We start from the raw sequence: 17,028 nt of genomic DNA on the forward strand, positions 1-17,028 counted from the left end.
TTTCGCGTACCGGAATGTTTTGCCCCGGGGCGGGACGTGAGGGCCATCGGTACGGGATGATTCCTGTCCATGAGCACCCAGTCGACGGCAGACATGGACGACGCCGGGCCCGGCGACCACCCGTCCCGGTCGGACGGGTTCGTCCGTGGCGCATCCGAGCTGATCGGTGGCCCGCTGGGCGACCACGCGACGGCGCTGGACCGGCCCGCCGACCGGGAGAGCCGGTTCTGGACGGCCGCCCGGATCGTGCTGGCCCTGGCCTGCCTGACCCTCGCCCTGCACTGGGTGCAGAAGTCCCCCTGCCAGGACGGCGCGTGGCAGAACAACATCCAGTACACGCGGATGTGCTACACCGACGTGCTGGCGCTCTACTACGCCGAGGGGCTCAACGAGGGCAAGGTGCCCTACCGGGACCACCCCGTCGAATACCCGGTGCTGACCGGCTACTTCATGGGTGCCCTCGGGCTGCCGGTGCACGCCCTCGGCGTCGACAACCCGGAGATCAACCAGGGACGGTGGGCGTACAACGTCAACGCCCTGGTGCTCAGCGCCCTCGCCGTGGCGACCGTCGCGGTCATCCTCGCCCTGCGCCGCCGACGACCCTGGGACGCCGCCCTCTTCGCGCTGGCCCCCGCCCTGTTCCTCACCGCCACCGTCAACTGGGACCTGCTCGCCATCGGGCTGGCCGCGTTCGGGTTCCTCGCCTGGGCCCGCAGCCGGCCGGCGCTGGCCGGGGTGCTGCTCGGCCTGGCCGGCGCGGCCAAGATGTGGCCGCTGTTCGTCCTCGGGCCGATCCTCGTGCTCGCGCTGCGCGCCAACCGGATCCGCGCCGGCCTCACCGCCGTCGGCACGGCCCTCGTGGCCCTCGTCGCGGTCAACCTGCCGGTGGCCGTTCCCTACCGCGACAACTGGGACCGCTTCTTCGAGCTGAACACCACCCGGCCCATCGACTGGGGCACGCTCTGGTACATCGGGCGCTACCTCGACGGCAAGGTCAACACCGGCGGCCCCGGCTCGATGGGGCCGTTCGAGTGGCTCAACGCCAACATTCCCACCCTCAACTGGCTCTCGTACGCCCTGTTCGGGCTGGCCTGCCTCGGCGTGGCAGTGCTGGCCCTGCGCGCGCCGAAGCGGCCCCGGCTGGCCCAGCTCGCCTTCCTCGTCGTCGCCGCGTTCCTCATCTTCAGCAAGGTCTGGTCGCAGCAGTTCGTCCTCTGGCTGCTGCCGCTGGTCGTCCTCGCCCGCCCGAAGTGGGGCGCGTTCATCGCCTGGCAGGTCGCCGAGATCGGCTACTTCGCCGCCTTCTACGGGGAACTGCTCGGCTCGGCGACCAGCCGCCCGGTCTTCCCCGAGGGGGTCTTCGTGCTGGCGGCGGCGCTGCGGTTGGGCACCGTCGTGGTGCTCTGCGTGCTGGTCGTGAAGGAGATCATGCACCCCGAGCGCGACGCGGTGCGGGACACCTACGCCGACGACCCCGACGGCGGGGTGCTCTACGGAGCCCCGGACGCCCCCTGGGTGGACCGTTGGCGACGGCGACCCGAGCCCACCGAGCCCGCCGCCGTGCCGGCTCCTGCGCCAGCCTGACGTCCCTCGGTGCGGCCCAGGCCACCCCCCGGCCCCGCCACCCGGCCCGGCCCCGCCACCCGGCCCGGCCCCGCCACCCGGCCCGGGCCGCACCGAGGCTCGCCGTCAGAGGCGGAAGACCACCGCGTTGTCGACCTGCTCGCGGGTGATGCCGAGCGCGTCGACCGGGGCGTCGATCGTGGTGGCCCACGGAGTGTCGGCGATCTGGTCGCGCAGCACCACCACGCTGCGCACGCCCAAGGCGCGCAGGTAGGTCACGCTCGCCTGGTCCGGGAAGGCCTCGGTCGCCTTCCGGATCTCGGCCAGCCGCGCCGGGGTGAAGCCGCTGCCGCCGTTGACCACGTCCTGGAAGCGGCTGGTCGACCACAGCATCACCGGCTGGTCGTGGCTCTGGCTGCTGGGCAGCACCAGCATCGGGCCGTCCACCGACCGCATCGCGGCCGGCTGGATCGGCACCACCGGATGCGGGGTGACGTTGAGGCCCTCGGCGATCACCAGCAGCAGCGGCAGCACGGTGGCCAGCCGCAGCCACGGGCCCGGCCACGGCGGAACCCGCTCGGCGGCCCACTCCCGCACCCGGATCGCGAAGGCGCTGACCGCCCCAGCGGCGAGCAGCCCGAGCAGCAGCGTCGTCCAGAGCATCATCCGCCCCGGCGTGCGCAGGCCGTTCCAGCCCGGCAGATACTCGAAGAGCAGCCCGTAGGTGAAGGTGCCGCCGAAGAACCGGGTGCCCATGGCCAGGATCGCCGTCACCACCACCCCGGCGAGCAGCAGCAGCCGGTGCCGCAGCCGCCACACCGAGAAGAACAGCCCGCCGGCCGCCAGCGCATAGAGCACGAAGCCGGGTAGCAGGGTCATCTCCGGAGAGGACCAGGGCAGCGCGGCGCGCGCCCCCTCGTGCAGCTCGCCCCAGACGCCGGACTCGGCCGGGGCGGTGAAGAAGCCCGAGAACGGCGGCGAGTAGATGCCGACGTCGTCGAGGGTGCGGGCGGCGTTCGGGTGCAGCTCGGCGACCTTGAAGTAGGGGACGGCCAGCAGAGCGCCCACCCCCGCGAAGAGCAGCGCGCCGACGACGTCGGCGACGAGCAGCCGCATCCCGAACGGCCGCCGCACCGACCGGCGCCGGACGAACCAGGTCACGGTGGCGACGAGCGTCACCCCCGCCAGCACGTACGCGAACGGCAGCCCGATGCCGAAGCCCAGGCTGAGCTGCCAGGCGGCCACCACCCACCCGGCGTACGCCCACCCGGCGTGCCGCCGCTCGGGCCGGTAACCGTGGCGCAGCGACCAGCCGTGCCCCCGGGCCAGCATGGCCAGCGCCAGCGGGATGCCGCCGTTGGAGACGATGTGCAGGTGCCCCGCCTGGGCGAGCAGCCAGGGTGCGTACGCGTAGCCGGCCCCGGCCACCGCCGCGCCCGCGCGCCCCGCGCCGAGCTGCCGCGCCAGCGCGTACGCCCCGAGCGTGGCGAGCGCGTGGGCCAGCACGAACATGATGTTGTAGCGGAGCAGGGCGGCCTCGGGACCGGTGCCGATCATGCCGGCCGGCGCGTATCCGAGCAGGGTGTCGGAGAAGGCGAAGCTCCACGGCTCCGGGAAGAACGTGTTGGCGTGCCACAGCCGCGCCGGATCGGTCAGCAGGATGTGCCCCGACCAGGCCATCTGCCAGGCCTGGAGGCTCGGGTCCCAGTAGTCCTGCGGAAGTGTGTGGCGTGGGTAGCGCAGCGTCGGCCAGGTGAGCGTGACGGCCAGCGCCAGCGATCCCAGCACCGCCAGGGTCCACTCGTGGATGCCGAAGCGGCCGACCACCCGCAGCCCGCGACGCAGTCGCCCCGGCACCGGCTCCGGCGCGGGGGCGAACGCCTCCCAGCGGTCCGGCTTCCCGTCGCCCTTGCCGCTGCCGTCGTCCTTCGCGCCGCTGTCGTCGCTGTCGTCGGTGTCGCCGTCCTTCGCGCTGCTGTCGTCCTCGGCGTCGCTGTCCTTCCTGAGCTCGCCGTCCTTCCGGGCGTCGCCGTCGCCGGGGGCGGCCTTTGCGGCTGTGTCGGCCACGGCTGTGTCGCCCACGGCCGGCTCCGCTGCGGAGGCGCCGCCGGTGGCCGGCTTCGTCGCGGCGGCGGCCTCGTCCGTGGCGCCGGACGGCTCGGTCGTCATGCGGCCCGGCTCCCCACGCCGAGCCGGTCGCGCAGGAAGGCGATGTCGGCGCCCTGACCGTCCGCCCCGCCCGGGGTCTCCACGATCGCCGGCGCGCCCGCCGCCCGGATCACGGCCACCACCAGCTCCGGGTCGATGGTGCCGCCGTCGAGGTTGTCGTGCCGGTCCCGCCCCGAACCGAACGTGTCCTTCGAGTTGTTGGCGTGCACCAGGTCGATCCGCCCGGTGATCGCCTTGACCCGGTCGACCAGGTCGAGCAACTCCTCGCCTCCGGCGTGGGCGTGGCAGGTGTCGAGGCAGAAGCCCACCTCGTAGTCGCCGACGGCGTCCCAGAGCCGGGCGAGCGCGTCGAGGCGTCGGGCACAGGCGTTGTCTCCGCCGGCGGTGTTCTCGATCAGCACCGGCAGGGCGAAGCCGCCGGCGTCCGCCGCGTACGCGAAGGTCTTGCGCCAGTTGTCGAACCCGACCGCCAGGTCGTCGCCCGCGTTGACGTGGCCGCCGTGCACGATCAGGCCCTTCGCGCCGATCTCCGCCGCCGCGGTGGCGTGACCGAGCAGCAGCTTCCGGCTCGGGATGCGGATCCGGTTGTTCAGCGTCGCGACGTTGACGACGTACGGCGCGTGGACGTAGAGGTCGACCTCGGCGGCGCGCAGCCGGTCGGCGTCCTCCCGGGGTTGCGGGGCCTTCCAGCCCTGCGGGTCGGAGAGGAAGAACTGCGCGGCCTCGGCGGCCCGGGCGGTCGCCTCGGACAGCGGGTCGGCGGAATCGACGTGGGCTCCGATACGCATGGAGGCGAGCCTACGTCGGGGCACCGACGTGCGGGGCGACGGTGCGGCCGGGTCGCGGTGTCCACGGCGGGCCGGCCGGGTGCGACCGGACGGCCGGTCGTCACCCGGCTCGCCCCCCGGTCGTTGGTCCAGGTGGGATCGACGGCGAGGATCATCGGGCAAAAGCGCCAACTCTCTCCATACGTGACGAAATCGTTGTACGGTCGGATAACAACACAAAAAAGCTCCGCGGGGCGTTTCGGTCCAACCTCATCGGTGTGGTCGTTCCTCCCCAGGTCCCACCCAAAGAATGCGGACGGGACGCCCCGCGGCCTCGTGACCGGGGGCCGTGGTCGACGCGCGATCGTCGGCCCGGCCCCCGGCTCCGTGCGTGCCGCCGGAGGCGCGTCCCGCCGCGCGGAATCGCCGACGCCGACCTGCCCGGGCATGATCGTCCGGGCCGGGTATCCTGGTCCGGTTGTCCGCGTCCGGCCGGGTTCCCCCGGCCCGGAGCGGCCACGACGCCAGACCTCCTGCCACGGAAGGACCGTGGCCGCTTAGCCCACAGGAGGTGAGCACGTCTTGCGTCATTACGAGATCATGGTGATCCTCGACCCCAGCCTCGAGGAACGCACCGTCGCCCCGTCGCTCGACACGTACCTGAACGTGATCCGGACCGCGGGTGGCTCGGTCGAGAAGACCGACGTATGGGGCCGCCGGCGCCTCGCGTACGAGATCAACAAGAAGGCCGAGGGCATCTACGCTGTCGTCGACCTGCAGGCCACGCCTGCCGCGGTGGCCGAGCTGGATCGTCAGCTGCGGCTCAACGAGTCCGTGCTGCGCACCAAGGTCATCCGGCCGGAGATGCGCTAACAGCAGTCCAACCCGGTTCACCACCCGGATCAGCCTCATCGAGGTTGTCGTAGGGCCCTGAGAGCCTGTACGGCGAACGATGAGTGCGCGAGGAGATGGTCATGGCAGGAGACACCACCATCACGGTCATCGGCAATCTGACCGATGACCCCGAGTTGCGTTTCACCCCCTCGGGGGCCGCGGTCGCCAAGTTCCGGGTCGCCTCGACGCCCCGGTTCATGGACAAGGCGTCCGGCGAGTGGAAGGACGGCGAGCCGCTGTTCCTCGCGTGCACGGTCTGGCGGCAGGCCGCCGAGCACGTCGCCGAGTCGCTGCAGCGCGGTGCCAGGGTGATCGTGTCGGGCCGGCTGCGTCAGCGGTCCTACGAGACCCGCGAGGGCGAGAAGCGCACCGTCATCGAGCTCGAGGTCGACGAGATCGGCCCGTCCCTGCGCTACGCCACGGCGAAGGTGCAGAAGATGTCCCGCTCCGGCGGCGGTGGCGGCGGCTTCGGCGGTGGCGGTGGCGGTGGTGGCAACCAGGGCGGCGGCGGAGGCAACTTCGACGACCCCTGGGCCTCGGCTGCACCGGCTCCTTCGCGCGGTGGTTCTGGTGGCGGCAACTTCGACGAGGAGCCTCCGTTCTAATGGCGCCGAGCGCCCGTGATCGCAAACCAGGAGCCCGAGCAATGGCCAAGGCCGCTGCACTTCGCAAACCGAAGAAGAAGGTGAACCCGCTCGACAAAGACGGGATCACGTACATCGATTACAAGGACACCGCGCTGCTGCGCAAGTTCATCTCCGACCGCGGCAAGATCCGCGCTCGGCGGGTGACCGGCGTGACCTCGCAGCAGCAGCGGCAGATCGCCCGCGCGGTCAAGAACGCCCGCGAGATGGCGCTCCTGCCGTACACGGCCACGGCCCGCTGAGAGGAGGCACCGATATGAAGATCATCCTGACTCAGGAGGTGTCCGGCCTCGGTGCCCCGGGCGACATCGTCGAGGTGAAGAACGGCTACGGCCGTAACTACCTGCTCCCGCAGGGCTTCGCGATCGCCTGGACCAAGGGTGCGGAGAAGCAGGTCACGGTCATCAAGCGGGCCCGCTCGGCCCGCGAGATCCGCGACCTCGGCCACGCCAACGAGGTCAAGGCCCAGCTCGAGGGCCTGAAGGTCAGCCTCAAGGCCCGTGCCGGCGACGGCGGGCGGCTCTTCGGCTCGGTCACCCCGGCCGAGATCGTCGACGCCGTCAAGGTGGCCGGCGGTCCAGCCCTCGACCGTCGGCGGCTGGAGACGCCCGGCCACATCAAGTCGCTCGGCGCGTACCCGGTCAGCATCAGGCTGCACCCCGAGGTGACCGCCAAGTTCGACCTGAACGTCGTCCAGGGCTGACACCCGCCAGCACTACGCGAAGGGCCCGCACCGGATCGCCGGTTCGGGCCCTTTCGCGTTCGGCGCGGACGATTCCGCTCAGCGGGCGGGACGCTGAGGACGCTGCGGACGCTGCGCGGTCATGCACGATCAACCGATGGGCTGACCGGTCACCGCGCTGATCATCACCGTCGACAGCCCGCCGCCGACCACCGCCGCCGCCAGCGCCACCGTCGCCGACCGCCACGTAGTGCCGACCCGCCGCAGCAGCAGCGCGACCACGAGGCTGCTGGCCAGCGCCAGGCCGAACCGGGGTGCCCCGTCCACCAGCGAACCGAGGGCGTGCGACCGCGGCGAGTCACAGCCGCCACCGCTGATGTCCGTGACGCAGCCGGCCGGCGCCTGACCGTCCAGCGTCAACAGCCAGACGAAGACCAGCACCGCCGGCAGCAGATAGCACGCCGCCGTGTAGACCAGCGGCCGGAACGGCCCGCCCGGATCCGGATCGAGCAGGTCGTCCTCGAGACGACGGTTCCACGACCTACTGGCGGGCGTGGACTCCGCCCGCCGACGGGATGGCACGCCCACCGCCCGCGCGCCACCGACCGGCTCGCCCCGGCGACGAGCCGGCTCCGCCCGGCGTCGCGGCGCCGACCGCGGCCGGGGCGCGGTGTACGGCACCACCGGCGACCGTGGCGCGGACGCCGGAGCGTCCATCCACCGGGGATCGTCTCCGGCGAGCCGGGTGCCCGACCAGAACCCCTCCACGTGCTCCGGCCAGGACCATCCCTCGATCGAGCCGTCCCCGGACCGGGGTTCCGCCGCCCGATCCCAGCGTCGGCCGTCGTCGACCCGGTCCCGCTGCCCCGTCTCGGTGGTCGACCGTTCCCGAGACCCGGCCTCGCCGGCCCGTTCCCACCGCCCGACCTCCTCGGCGCGGTCCCACCGGCCGATCTCACCCGTGTGGTCCCACCGCCCGGCGTCCCCGGGCTCCTCCCACCGCCCGACCTCACCAGTGCGGTCCCAGCGCCCGATTTCGCCGATTTCGCCGGTCTGGTCCCAGCGGGCCGCGCCGTCGGGTGACTCCCACCGGCTCTCGACCGTCGACCGGTCCCACGCGTGCACGCCGGAGGCGTCCCACGGGTCCACCGCCGGCTGGTAGGACGCCACCTCGGCGGTGGCCTCCGGCGTATCCGCCGCGCCCCGCTCCCACGGGTCCACGGCCGGGCGGGTGGACCAGGAATCGGCGCCCGCCCGGCGGCTGCGGCGGGTCCGCCGTCCTCCGCTCTCCGCCGCGTCCGCGCCGGCCGCGCCCGTCGCGGTGCCCACGTCCTCCAGACCCGACCAGACCACCTGAGGGCGGCGCGACGACGATCGGCGGGGCCGCGCAGCCCGCGCCGCGCCCGACACCGGCTCGTCCTCGTCGGCCCGCCGGCTGCCCACGTAACCCTCGTCGCGGGAAGCCTCGTCCCACCACCCGCCGGACCGCTCGGGCTCCGGGGCCGCCTCGATCGCGGGCACGTCCCGCCACCCGCCCGGCTGCTCCCGCTCGGGGGCCGCTTCGATCGCGGGCACGTCCCGCCACGTCGTCTCGCTGACGCGCCGCCAACTGGTGGTCGTCTCGGTGGTGCGCCAGCCCGCGCCCGAGTGGGGCCGGACGTCGTCATCGTCGTCGCGCGCCGCGTGTCGACCCCCACCGTCGGCTCGCTCGACGCCCGAGTCCAGCGCCCATCGCGGCAGGTACGTCTCCACCGGTTCCTGCTGGCCACGGCGCGCGGCACGGCGGCGGCTCGGGGTGCGGTAGCGCTCGACGGCCGAACTGTGCGAGTCGGCCGGAGGCTGGTCGCCGGAGGCGTCCCACGGGAGGCTCGGCTGCCACTCGCGCGGGCTGCCCTCCCCGCGTCCCCAGTCCCGGTGTCTCACGGCCGGAGCGTGACCCTTCTGACCCGAAAGTGCAATCCGCTGTCCAGGTGTAGCCGTTTGCAGGAGATAGTACGGGACGAAGCGCCGGAGAAGCTCACCAGAAATTTCTCATCCACAGGGTGGGGACAACGTTTGTGCAGGTAGAGGCGTTTCGGGCCGGAATTCCCCAACACTTATCCACAACCTGTGCACACCCTGCGCACATGTTGTCCACCGGCGTCCACAGGTTGTCCCAAGGCTCGTCCACCGGCCTGGTTGAGTCGCTGACCTCGGGTTCCGTATGGTTGCCTCTCGACCGACGGTGCGATGACCCCCCGATCGACCCGACCGGTCCGATCGGACGTCGTCGTGCCTGGCGGCGGAGCGATAGTCCACGCCGACGCAGCGGAGGGGGGATCCCGTGTCGGTCACCGACGACATGCGGACGGAACCACGGGGCGGCGGCCAGCCACCGGCACCCGCGCAGCGGGACGGCCAGTTCGAGAAGACCCCACCCCAGGACGTCGCTGCGGAGCAGTGCGTCCTCGGCGGCATGCTGCTGTCCAAGGACGCCATCGCCGACGTCGTCGAGATCCTGAAGTCCAACGACTTCTACCGGCCGGTGCACGCCACGATCTTCGACGCCATTCTCGACATCTACGGCCGGGGCGAGCCCGCCGACGCGATCACCGTGGCCGCCGCCCTGGCCGACTCCGGCGACCTCGCCCGCATCGGCGGCGCACCCTACCTGCACACCCTCATCGCGACCGTCCCCACCGCCGCGAACGCCGCCTACTACGCCCGCATCGTCGGGGAACGGGCCGTGCTCCGCCGCCTCGTCGAGGCCGGCACCAAGATCGTGCAGCTCGGGTACGGCACCGGCAACAACGGCAGCCGCGACGTCGACGACGTCGTCGACCTCGCGCAGCAGGCCGTCTACGAGATCACCGAGCGCCGGGTCAGCGAGGACTTCGCCATCCTGGCGGACATGCTCCAGCCGACCCTCGACGAGATCGAGGCGGTGGGCGCCCAGGGCGGCGTCATGACCGGCGTGCCGACCGGCTTCACCGACCTCGACCGGCTGCTCAACGGCCTGCACCCCGGCCAACTGATCATCGTGGCCGGCCGGCCCGGTCTGGGCAAGGCGCTCGCGCTGGACACCCCGCTGCCCACCCCCGACGGCTGGACCACGATGGGCGAGGTGACGGTCGGGGGCCGGCTTCTCGCGGCGGACGGCACCCCGACCACCGTCACGGCCGCCTTCGAGGTGCGCCACGACCGCCCCTGCTACGAGGTCGAGTTCTCCGACGGCTCGGTCATCGTGGCCGACGCCGAGCACCTGTGGAAGACCACCACCCGAGAGGGCGCGGTGACGACCGCCCAGATCGCCGCCACGCTGCGCACCGACACGGCGGACCGGCGCCCCCGGCACACCGTCGAGAACTGCGCGCCGCTGCAACTGCCCGAGCGGGACCTCGCCGTCGCGCCGTACCCCCTCGGGGTGAGCCTCGGCGAGGAGCGCACCGAGCCGCACATCCCGCCGGAGTACCTCCGCGCGTCGGAGGACCAGCGCCGGGCGCTGCTCGCGGGCCTGATGGACGCCGCCGGGACGGTGACCCCCGACGGGGGCCTCCGGTACGCCTCGACCTCCCGGCGGTTGATCGGGTGCGTCCGGGAACTCGTGGTCGGCCTCGGCTACCGGTGCACCGTCGACGAGCAGCCGGCGCGGGAGGGCCCGTCCGGCGCGTACACCGTGAACTTCTCGACGCCCGACGCCGTCTTCCGCCTGGCGGACAAGCAGGCGGCGCACGCCGCCCGGCGGCGGACGGCCCCGGACTCCCGCGCCCGGTTCGTCGTCGACGTGCGGCCGGTGCCGAGCGTCCCGGTCCGCTGCGTGTCGGTGGACAACCCGGACCACCTCTACCTGGCCGGCTGGTCGATGATCCCGACGCACAACAGCACCGCGAGCATGGACTTCGCCCGCAACGCTGCCATCCGGGCCAACCAGGCGGCGGCGATCTTCTCGCTGGAGATGAGCAAGGTCGAGATCGTCATGCGACTGCTCTCGGCGGAGGCCCGCGTCCCGCTGCACGTGCTGCGCAGCGGCCAGCTCTCCGACGACGACTGGACCAAGCTGGCCCGCTGCATGGGCGAGATCAGCGAGGCCCCGCTCTTCGTCGACGACACGCCGAGCATGAACCTGATGGAGATCCGGGCGAAGGCGCGCCGGCTCAAGCAGAAGCACGACCTGAAGCTGATCGTCGTCGACTATCTCCAGCTGATGACGTCGCCGAAGCGCACCGAGAGCCGGCAGCAGGAGGTGGCGGACCTGTCCCGTGGCCTCAAGCTGCTCGCCAAGGAGGTCGAGTGCCCGGTGATCGCGGTGAGCCAGCTGAACCGTGGCCCGGAGCAGCGCACGGACAAGCGACCGCAACTGTCCGATTTGCGCGAGTCTGGGTCAATTGAACAAGATGCTGACGTGGTAATCCTTTTGCACCGTGATGACTATTATGACAAGGAGTCGCCGCGCGCGGGGGAGGCGGACTTCATTGTCGCCAAGCACAGGAACGGGCCGACCGACTCCATCACCGTGGCCGCGCAGCTCCACCTGTCCCGCTTCGTCGACATGGCGATCGTCTGAGCCGGCGGGGCGATCCCGGCCACTGAGCCGGCGGGGCCGGTCCCCGGCCGCCCCGGTGCCGCACGGCTCACACAATGCCGGCGACGTGGGGCGGTCACCGGGACCGGATGCCCCCACGTCGCCGACATGGCGATCGCCTGAACGGGTCAGTCGAAGAGTTCGCCGAGGAAACCGCCGTGGTGCTTCTTGCGGCGGTAGTGGCCGTGGTAGCCGTAGTGCTGTTGCCCGTGCCCGCCGTAGGCCGGGGCGGGCGGCGGGTAGCCGTGCGTCGGGGGCGGCGGCGGGGGCACCGCGCCGTAGCCCGGCTGCTGCGGCTGGTGGGCTGGCGGCGGGGGCGGCGGGTAACCGCCACCGGGCGTCTGGGCCGGCCGTGCCGGGTTCGGGGCGCCCGCCGACTGCTGCCGGTTCCAGTTCGCCTCGGCCTCGAACAGCTTCTCCAGTTCGCCGCGGTCGAGGAAGATCCCCCGACATTCGCCGCACTGGTCGATGACGACTCCGCTGCGCTCGTACTGGCGCATGTCTCCGTGACACTTGGGACAGGTGAGCTGCATTACCCGAAGGTACCTGGTGAAGTCACCCGATCGCCGCGAGCGCGTCGGTTACCTCCTCGTCGGACACCTCGTGGAAGTCCTCGTAGTAGGCGCCGACCGCGCCGAAGTCGGCGGGCCGCTCGGCGCAGACGACCTCGTCGGCCTCGGCGGCGAGTATCTCGTACGCCTGCGGCGAGCCGACGGGCACCGCGACGACCACCCGGCGGGCGCCGAGTTGCCGGGCCACCTGGACGGCGGCGCGGGCGGTGGCCCCGGTGGCCAGGCCGTCGTCGACGACGACGGCGGTCCGGCCGGTCAGGTCGAGCGGGGACCGTCCGGCCCGGTAGCGGCGTTCGCGCCGTTCCAGTTCCGCCTGTTCCCGGCGCTGCACCTCGGCGACCTCCCCGGTGCCGAGCCGGGCGGCCACCGTCTCGTTGAGGACCCGCACACCGTTTGGGCCGAGCGCGCCGAAGGCGACCTCGGGGGCCAGGGGCAGGCCGAGCTTGCGGACCACCAGCACGTCGAGGGGGACGCCGAGCCGTTCGGCGACCGCCCGGGCCACCGGCGCGCCGCCCCGGACGAGCCCGAGCACGGTGACATCGGAGTGCCCGACCAGCCCGGCGAGCCGGTCGGCGAGGACCCGGCCGGCGTCTTCCCGGTCGCGGAAGGTCATGGTCATGTCTCAGGTGTACGCCGTGCCGGTCGGCCGCGCCGGCGGTCGGCGGCGAAGACCCCCGGTCAGGGGGTGGTGGAGGGGCCCGGGGCGGGGTGGGTCAGGGCGGGCGCCCAGGCCAGCAGTGCCGCCGGGTAGAGCAGGTAACCGAAGCGGGTGGTGGGCATCAGCAGGATCGCCGCGAGCAGCCCGTACCCGCAGATCAGGGCGGTGGCGGTGGCCGTGCGGGGCGGGCGGCGCAGGAGCCGGACGGCGATCGCGGCCCCGGCGGCGACGAGCAGCGCGGCGGCGATCACCCGGCCGGCGGGCAGGCCGGTCGCGATCAGGTGCCCGGGAAACGGGGACTGCGCCGGGCTGGTGACCAGGCCGTGGCCGAGCGGGTAGCGCAGCACGTTCTCGACCAGCGCGTCGCGGTCGACGAGCAGCGCGGGGAGCAGGGCGAGCGCCGGCACGCCGAGCGCGCCGACGGCGAGTCGCCCGGCGGAGCGGCGGGTGGCCGCCCAGGCGATCAGCACGAGGGCGACCGGCCAGGCGAACAGCTTCAACGCGCCCGCCGCGCCGATCGCGAGCCCGGCCAGGCCCGGCCGCCCGCTGGCGGCGAGGGCGAGGGCCAGCAGGCACCCGGCGAGCACCGGCAGGTCGTCGCCGCCGGTGGCGAGGGTGAGTGCGCAGACCGGCAGCACGGTCGCCGCCTGGACGCCGCGCAGCACGGCCGCCGACCGGTCGCCGGTGCCCACCGGACCGCTGGCGGCGGTCGGCGCGGTGGGGCGCAGGGCGCGCACCGCCAGGGCGAGGAGCAGCGCGGTGGCGACCGCGAACCAGACCCGGGCGTCGGTCCACCAGCCGTCCGTGACGGCGCGCGGCAGGCCGAACAGGGCCATGCCCGGCTGGTACGGGGTGTAGCCGAGCAGCCGCTCGTCGGCGGGGAGCGCCGCGATCGCGTCGTGCCCGAGGTAGGGCGTGCCGGTCTCGACGAGGCGGTTGCCGCTGTGCTCGACGACCACCACCTCCTCCTGCGCCCGGTCGGTCCGGCCGGCCGCCCGCTGCGCGCTCTGCAGGAGCAGTGGCAGCAGTGTGGCGCCGGCCCAGGCGAGCCCGGTGACCGCCCAGCGGGCCGGCAGCCCGGCGAGCGGCGCGGCGGCGTCCCGGTGCGGGCTGCCCGGCCGGTCGGCTGGGCGGAGACGGTGGCGGGCGGCGAGCTGGCCGGCGACGGCGAGCGCGGCGAGCAGGTATCCGAACGCGGCGACGGTCCCCCAGGCGCGGTGCGCCGGGAGGGTGGAGGTGGCGGCGGTGACCGCCGCGAACGCGGCGGAGGCGGCGTACAGGCCGAGGTCGAGGGCAAGGCCACCGGCGGCCCGGTCGATCCTCCGCCAGCTCGCCGGGGCGCGGGTGGTCCGGTCGGTGGCGGCGGTCACGCGGGCAAGTGTGGCAGACGCTCTCCCCGGCTGCGGCCGCCCTGCCGGCGCCCGGCGGGGAGCCGGACCACGGTGCCCGCGTCGTGCAGCGGCGGGGCGAGGGTGCCGGTGCGGCCGCCGAAGCCGCGGTGCAGGGTGGACAGGAGCGTGCCGGCCGGCACCGGCCGGCCGAAGAGGTGGCCCTGCCCGGCGGTGCAGCCCAGTTCCCAGAGTGCGCGGCGCTGCGGTTCGCTCTCCACCCCCTCGGCGACGACGGTGAGCCCGAGGCTGCGGCCGAGGTCGAGGGTGGACCGGATGACGGCGGCGGCCTCGGCCGACCCCTCCATGGCCGACACGAAACTGCGGTCGATCTTGAGTTCGTGGACGGGGATGCGGGAGAGTAGGGACAAGGACGAGTAGCCGGTGCCGAAGTCGTCCAGGGCGAGCCGGACGCCCTCGTCGCGTAGCCGGCTGAGCACCCGGTCGACCACGTCGAGTTGGCTGAGGGTCAGCGTCTCGGTCAGCTCCAGGACCAGCCGGTCCGGCGGCAGGTCGTGGGCGCGCAGCCGGGCCAGCACGGAGCCGGGGAAACGGGCGTCGAGGAGGCTGCGCGGCGACACGTTGACCGCCACCGGCAGGTCGAAGCCGGCGTCGCGCCAGCTGTTGGCGGCGATGAGCGCCTGGTCGAGGATCGCCTCGGCGAACGCGGGGAGCAGGCCGGAGCGTTCGACGGCCTCCAGAAAGCGCAGCGGGTCGATCACGCCGTGCACCGGGTGGTGCCAGCGGGCCAGCGCCTCCGCGCTGGTCACTTCGCCGGTGCCGAGGTCGACGATGGGCTGGAAGTTGACGGTGAACTCCTGGTCGGCGACCGCCCGGGGCAGCTCCCCGCCGAGGGTGAGCCGGCCGAGGTCGGCGGTGTCCCGGGTCGGCGCGTAGGTGGAGATCCGCTGGCCGGCGCGTTTCGCCTGGTACATCGCGACGTCGGCGCGGCGCAGCAACTCGGGCATCCCGCCGCTGGCAGGCGCGACGGAGATGCCGCCGCTGGCCTCCACGCTGATCCGCATGCCGTCGAGGTCGAGGGGCTCGTGCAGCGCGGCGAGCAGGGCCTCGGTGCGGTGCGCGGCCACCGCCGGGGCGGGCAGGCCACGCAGGAGCACGGCGAACTCGTCGCCGCCGAGGCGGGCCACTAGGTCGTCGCCCTGGGCGGCGCCGCGCAGCCGGTCGGCGACCTGCATGAGCACCTGGTCGCCGGCGGCGTGGCCGAGGGTGTCGTTGACCTCCTTGAAGTGGTTGAGGTCGATCAGCACGAGGGCGGTCACCCCGTCGGCGTGCCGGGCGTTGAGCTGCTCGCTTCCCTGGTCCAGCAGGTGCCGCCGGTTGGCCAGGCCGGTCAGGATGTCGTGGGTCGCCGCGTACGCGTGCTCGTCGGCGACGCGGGCCAGCTCGGCGTACGCCTGGGCGTTGCGGACCGCGGTGCACAGCGCCGAGGCGAAGGTACGCAGGGTGTACTGCTCGCGTTCGGAGAACCGGACGGGGCCGCGGAACCGCAGGCGGAGGGTGCCGACGTCAACGGCGCGGTCGTGCCCCTCCAGGCGGGCGGAGATCACCGACCCGTCCGCCGTGCCGCCGGGATCGGTCGGCCCGTCGTACGTGAGGGTGTCGGCGGAGCCGCGGACGGTCCGGCCGGTCTCGCGCAGGGCGATCTCCACCTCGTCGGCGGAGAAGAGCTCGGCGGCCTGGGTGACGGCGGTGGTGAGGACCTTGTCGAGGTCGACGACGTTGAGCGCGTCGGTGGTACGGGCCAGCCGCTGCCACGCCTGCTGCTCGGTGCGGGTGCGGACCCGGTTGGAGTAGAGCAGGTGCAGGCTCAGTACGAGGGGCGGGACGGCGAGCAGAAGGCGGCTGTCCGCCCGGAGGATGAAGACGGTCCCGACGATCACCAGGAGCCGGGCGGCGGCGGTGGCGGCCCGGAGGCCCCAGTCCTCCCGGAACAGATCCCGCAGTCGTTCGCCGGTCGCCATCGCGATGACCGGGAGGGTGACCAACTCGTCGATGACCACGGCCGCCAGGTAGGCCATGGAGAGCGGCAGGACGAGGTGAGCGATCAGGCTGTCACCGGTGTGCCAGCCGGAGGCGTGCAGGACCACTCCCGCGACAGCGGCGACGAGCGTGTTCTTGCCGATGCCGAACAGCGCTTTGAGGGTGGTTCGCCGGTGCAACCAGGTGGTGACTGCTATGCCGAGGCTGGTGGCGACGACCACCGTGGGGGTCGGGGCGACGGCCAGACCGATGAGGATCGCGGTTTCGGTCCAGGCGATGTCGTGGTTGGTGGCTCTGATCCTGATCCGGACCTTGACGGTGACCCCGACGGCCACCAGTGAGACGAGCGCGGCCCAGAGCGCCGGGTTGCCGGGTTCGTTCTCGGCCAGTAGTTGGTTCGCGGAGACGGCGAGGGCGGCGGATGCGCAAACGACGACGAGACCGACTAGCGACAGGAGTCGCCGATCGGTCCCGGTCCGTCGATCCTTCGGAGCAGACACCCATCGTCCTCGCGTTGTCACCGATGGCTATGCGTCCCTCAGGGTAATGGCGTTTCCCTGCTCCGAGAAGTGTCTTCAGTGCCACTCGTGCGACTTCATCATGACCCCCAGCCGTCCGTTCTTCCTGTCTGACGTAGGGGAGCTTAAGGCCAGCGTCATCCGTTTCTGTACAGATAAATGTCGGTATGCGCAATATAAGCCAAGATGGGGGTGATTTGTTACCTTGCGTCCACCGAGCCTATGCGGAGCGCTCCATATGGAAATGCGTCGCGCTCGCCGGTTCTGTGTCATGCGCTTCGTGGCCTGCAAAGGGTACGGCTTCCCAGGTACCCAGTGTGGCGAGGTGCCCTCTCCAGTTCATCCACGCTTCGGGTGTTTCTTCCCGTGAGTGTGTGGAAGCGGCGGGTGCCCTCCCGGGCGGTGATGCACGGAGCAGCTCGCGGCTGCACTGTTGGCCGTCCGTCCCGCGCGGCGAAAACGGTGCCTGGCCGACGCAATTTCCTTGTCCGCCCCGTTGGGCGATCGGGGACAGGTCTTCCGATTCAGTCAACCTCGGCTGTGTCGCTGGCACTGCCCGCAGGATGGGCGGAAACCGAAGCCGGGCGTACCGGAAGGATAGGCTCACGACC

At 72.7% G+C, this 17,028-nt stretch carries 13 protein-coding genes; 6 read left to right on the plus strand and 7 right to left on the minus strand.

The genetic code is table 11. The features are described 5' to 3' along the window. The first annotated feature begins 69 nt into the window (after positions 1-69). The gene (locus ACFT41_RS02160; protein ID WP_377581480.1) at positions 70-1,584 is read left to right on the plus strand and encodes a glycosyltransferase family 87 protein; all 1,515 of its coding nucleotides are present in this window, start codon (positions 70-72) and stop codon (positions 1,582-1,584) included. A 105-nt stretch (positions 1,585-1,689) separates the two neighbouring features. On the opposite strand, the gene ACFT41_RS02165 is transcribed toward ACFT41_RS02160, so the two are convergent. After that, positions 1,690-3,732, minus strand: a complete 2,043-nt coding sequence (locus tag ACFT41_RS02165; protein WP_377581483.1) for a hypothetical protein — start codon at positions 3,730-3,732, stop codon at positions 1,690-1,692. Further along, positions 3,729-4,520, minus strand: coding sequence for a deoxyribonuclease IV (locus tag ACFT41_RS02170; RefSeq protein WP_377581485.1), 792 nt, complete (start codon positions 4,518-4,520; stop codon positions 3,729-3,731). Before ACFT41_RS02170 ends, ACFT41_RS02165 begins: the two co-directional genes overlap by 4 nt. Before the next feature lie 561 nt (positions 4,521-5,081). Between ACFT41_RS02170 and rpsF the strand changes: the two genes are divergently transcribed. The 4 genes from rpsF (at position 5,082) to rplI (ending at position 6,740) form a co-directional block, all read left to right on the plus strand. Continuing rightward, positions 5,082-5,372: a 30S ribosomal protein S6 gene (gene rpsF, locus ACFT41_RS02175; RefSeq protein ID WP_007073791.1), complete on the plus strand. Its 291-nt coding sequence runs from the start codon at positions 5,082-5,084 to the stop codon at positions 5,370-5,372. Between the two features lie 83 nt (positions 5,373-5,455). Beyond that, positions 5,456-5,998, plus strand: a complete 543-nt coding sequence (locus tag ACFT41_RS02180) for a single-stranded DNA-binding protein (RefSeq protein WP_207919668.1) — start codon at positions 5,456-5,458, stop codon at positions 5,996-5,998. Between the two features lie 41 nt (positions 5,999-6,039). Further along, positions 6,040-6,279, plus strand: a complete 240-nt coding sequence (rpsR, locus tag ACFT41_RS02185; protein WP_007073789.1) for a 30S ribosomal protein S18 — start codon at positions 6,040-6,042, stop codon at positions 6,277-6,279. A 14-nt stretch (positions 6,280-6,293) separates the two neighbouring features. Further along, positions 6,294-6,740: a 50S ribosomal protein L9 gene (gene rplI, locus ACFT41_RS02190; RefSeq protein WP_377581487.1), complete on the plus strand. Its 447-nt coding sequence runs from the start codon at positions 6,294-6,296 to the stop codon at positions 6,738-6,740. A 129-nt stretch (positions 6,741-6,869) separates the two neighbouring features. On the opposite strand, the gene ACFT41_RS02195 is transcribed toward rplI, so the two are convergent. Continuing rightward, a complete protein-coding gene (locus tag ACFT41_RS02195) occupies positions 6,870-8,642 on the minus strand; it encodes a hypothetical protein (RefSeq protein ID WP_377581490.1) in 1,773 nt (590 codons plus the stop codon). Positions 8,643-9,060: 418 nt separating this feature from the next. Here ACFT41_RS02195 and dnaB point away from each other — a divergent pair, with 418 nt between their 5' ends. Further along, the gene (dnaB, locus tag ACFT41_RS02200) at positions 9,061-11,262 is read left to right on the plus strand and encodes a replicative DNA helicase (RefSeq protein WP_377613724.1); all 2,202 of its coding nucleotides are present in this window, start codon (positions 9,061-9,063) and stop codon (positions 11,260-11,262) included. A gap of 146 nt (positions 11,263-11,408) precedes the next feature. Here the strand turns inward: dnaB and ACFT41_RS02205 are convergent, their stop codons facing one another. Genes ACFT41_RS02205 through ACFT41_RS02220 form a run of 4 tightly spaced genes read right to left on the minus strand, consistent with a single transcriptional unit; the run spans position 11,409 to position 16,399 of the window. After that, positions 11,409-11,813: a zf-TFIIB domain-containing protein gene (locus tag ACFT41_RS02205; protein WP_377581494.1), complete on the minus strand. Its 405-nt coding sequence runs from the start codon at positions 11,811-11,813 to the stop codon at positions 11,409-11,411. A 22-nt stretch (positions 11,814-11,835) separates the two neighbouring features. Beyond that, the gene (locus ACFT41_RS02210; protein ID WP_377581497.1) at positions 11,836-12,471 is read right to left on the minus strand and encodes a phosphoribosyltransferase; all 636 of its coding nucleotides are present in this window, start codon (positions 12,469-12,471) and stop codon (positions 11,836-11,838) included. 59 nt (positions 12,472-12,530) lie between these two features. Further along, positions 12,531-13,880 carry a glycosyltransferase 87 family protein gene (locus ACFT41_RS02215; RefSeq protein WP_377581499.1) on the minus strand — a complete coding sequence of 450 codons (1,350 nt, stop codon included), beginning with the start codon at positions 13,878-13,880 and terminating at the stop codon, positions 12,531-12,533. Beyond that, positions 13,877-16,399, minus strand: a complete 2,523-nt coding sequence (locus tag ACFT41_RS02220; RefSeq protein WP_377581502.1) for a putative bifunctional diguanylate cyclase/phosphodiesterase — start codon at positions 16,397-16,399, stop codon at positions 13,877-13,879. Before ACFT41_RS02220 ends, ACFT41_RS02215 begins: the two co-directional genes overlap by 4 nt. Positions 16,400-17,028 lie beyond the last annotated feature (629 nt).

The organism is Micromonospora sp. NPDC057141, from assembly GCF_042670805.1.
GTDB lineage: Bacteria > Actinomycetota > Actinomycetes > Mycobacteriales > Micromonosporaceae > Micromonospora.

Coding starts and splice junctions, on each gene's coding strand:
- ACFT41_RS02160 (WP_377581480.1), top strand. CDS start 70: ATGAGCACCCAGTCGACGGCAGACATGGACGACGCCGGGCCCGGCGAC.
- ACFT41_RS02165 (WP_377581483.1), bottom strand. CDS start 3,732: ATGACGACCGAGCCGTCCGGCGCCACGGACGAGGCCGCCGCCGCGACG.
- ACFT41_RS02170 (WP_377581485.1), bottom strand. CDS start 4,520: ATGCGTATCGGAGCCCACGTCGATTCCGCCGACCCGCTGTCCGAGGCG.
- rpsR (WP_007073789.1), top strand. CDS start 6,040: ATGGCCAAGGCCGCTGCACTTCGCAAACCGAAGAAGAAGGTGAACCCG.
- rplI (WP_377581487.1), top strand. CDS start 6,294: ATGAAGATCATCCTGACTCAGGAGGTGTCCGGCCTCGGTGCCCCGGGC.
- dnaB (WP_377613724.1), top strand. CDS start 9,061: ATGCGGACGGAACCACGGGGCGGCGGCCAGCCACCGGCACCCGCGCAG.
- ACFT41_RS02205 (WP_377581494.1), bottom strand. CDS start 11,813: ATGCAGCTCACCTGTCCCAAGTGTCACGGAGACATGCGCCAGTACGAG.
- ACFT41_RS02210 (WP_377581497.1), bottom strand. CDS start 12,471: ATGACCATGACCTTCCGCGACCGGGAAGACGCCGGCCGGGTCCTCGCC.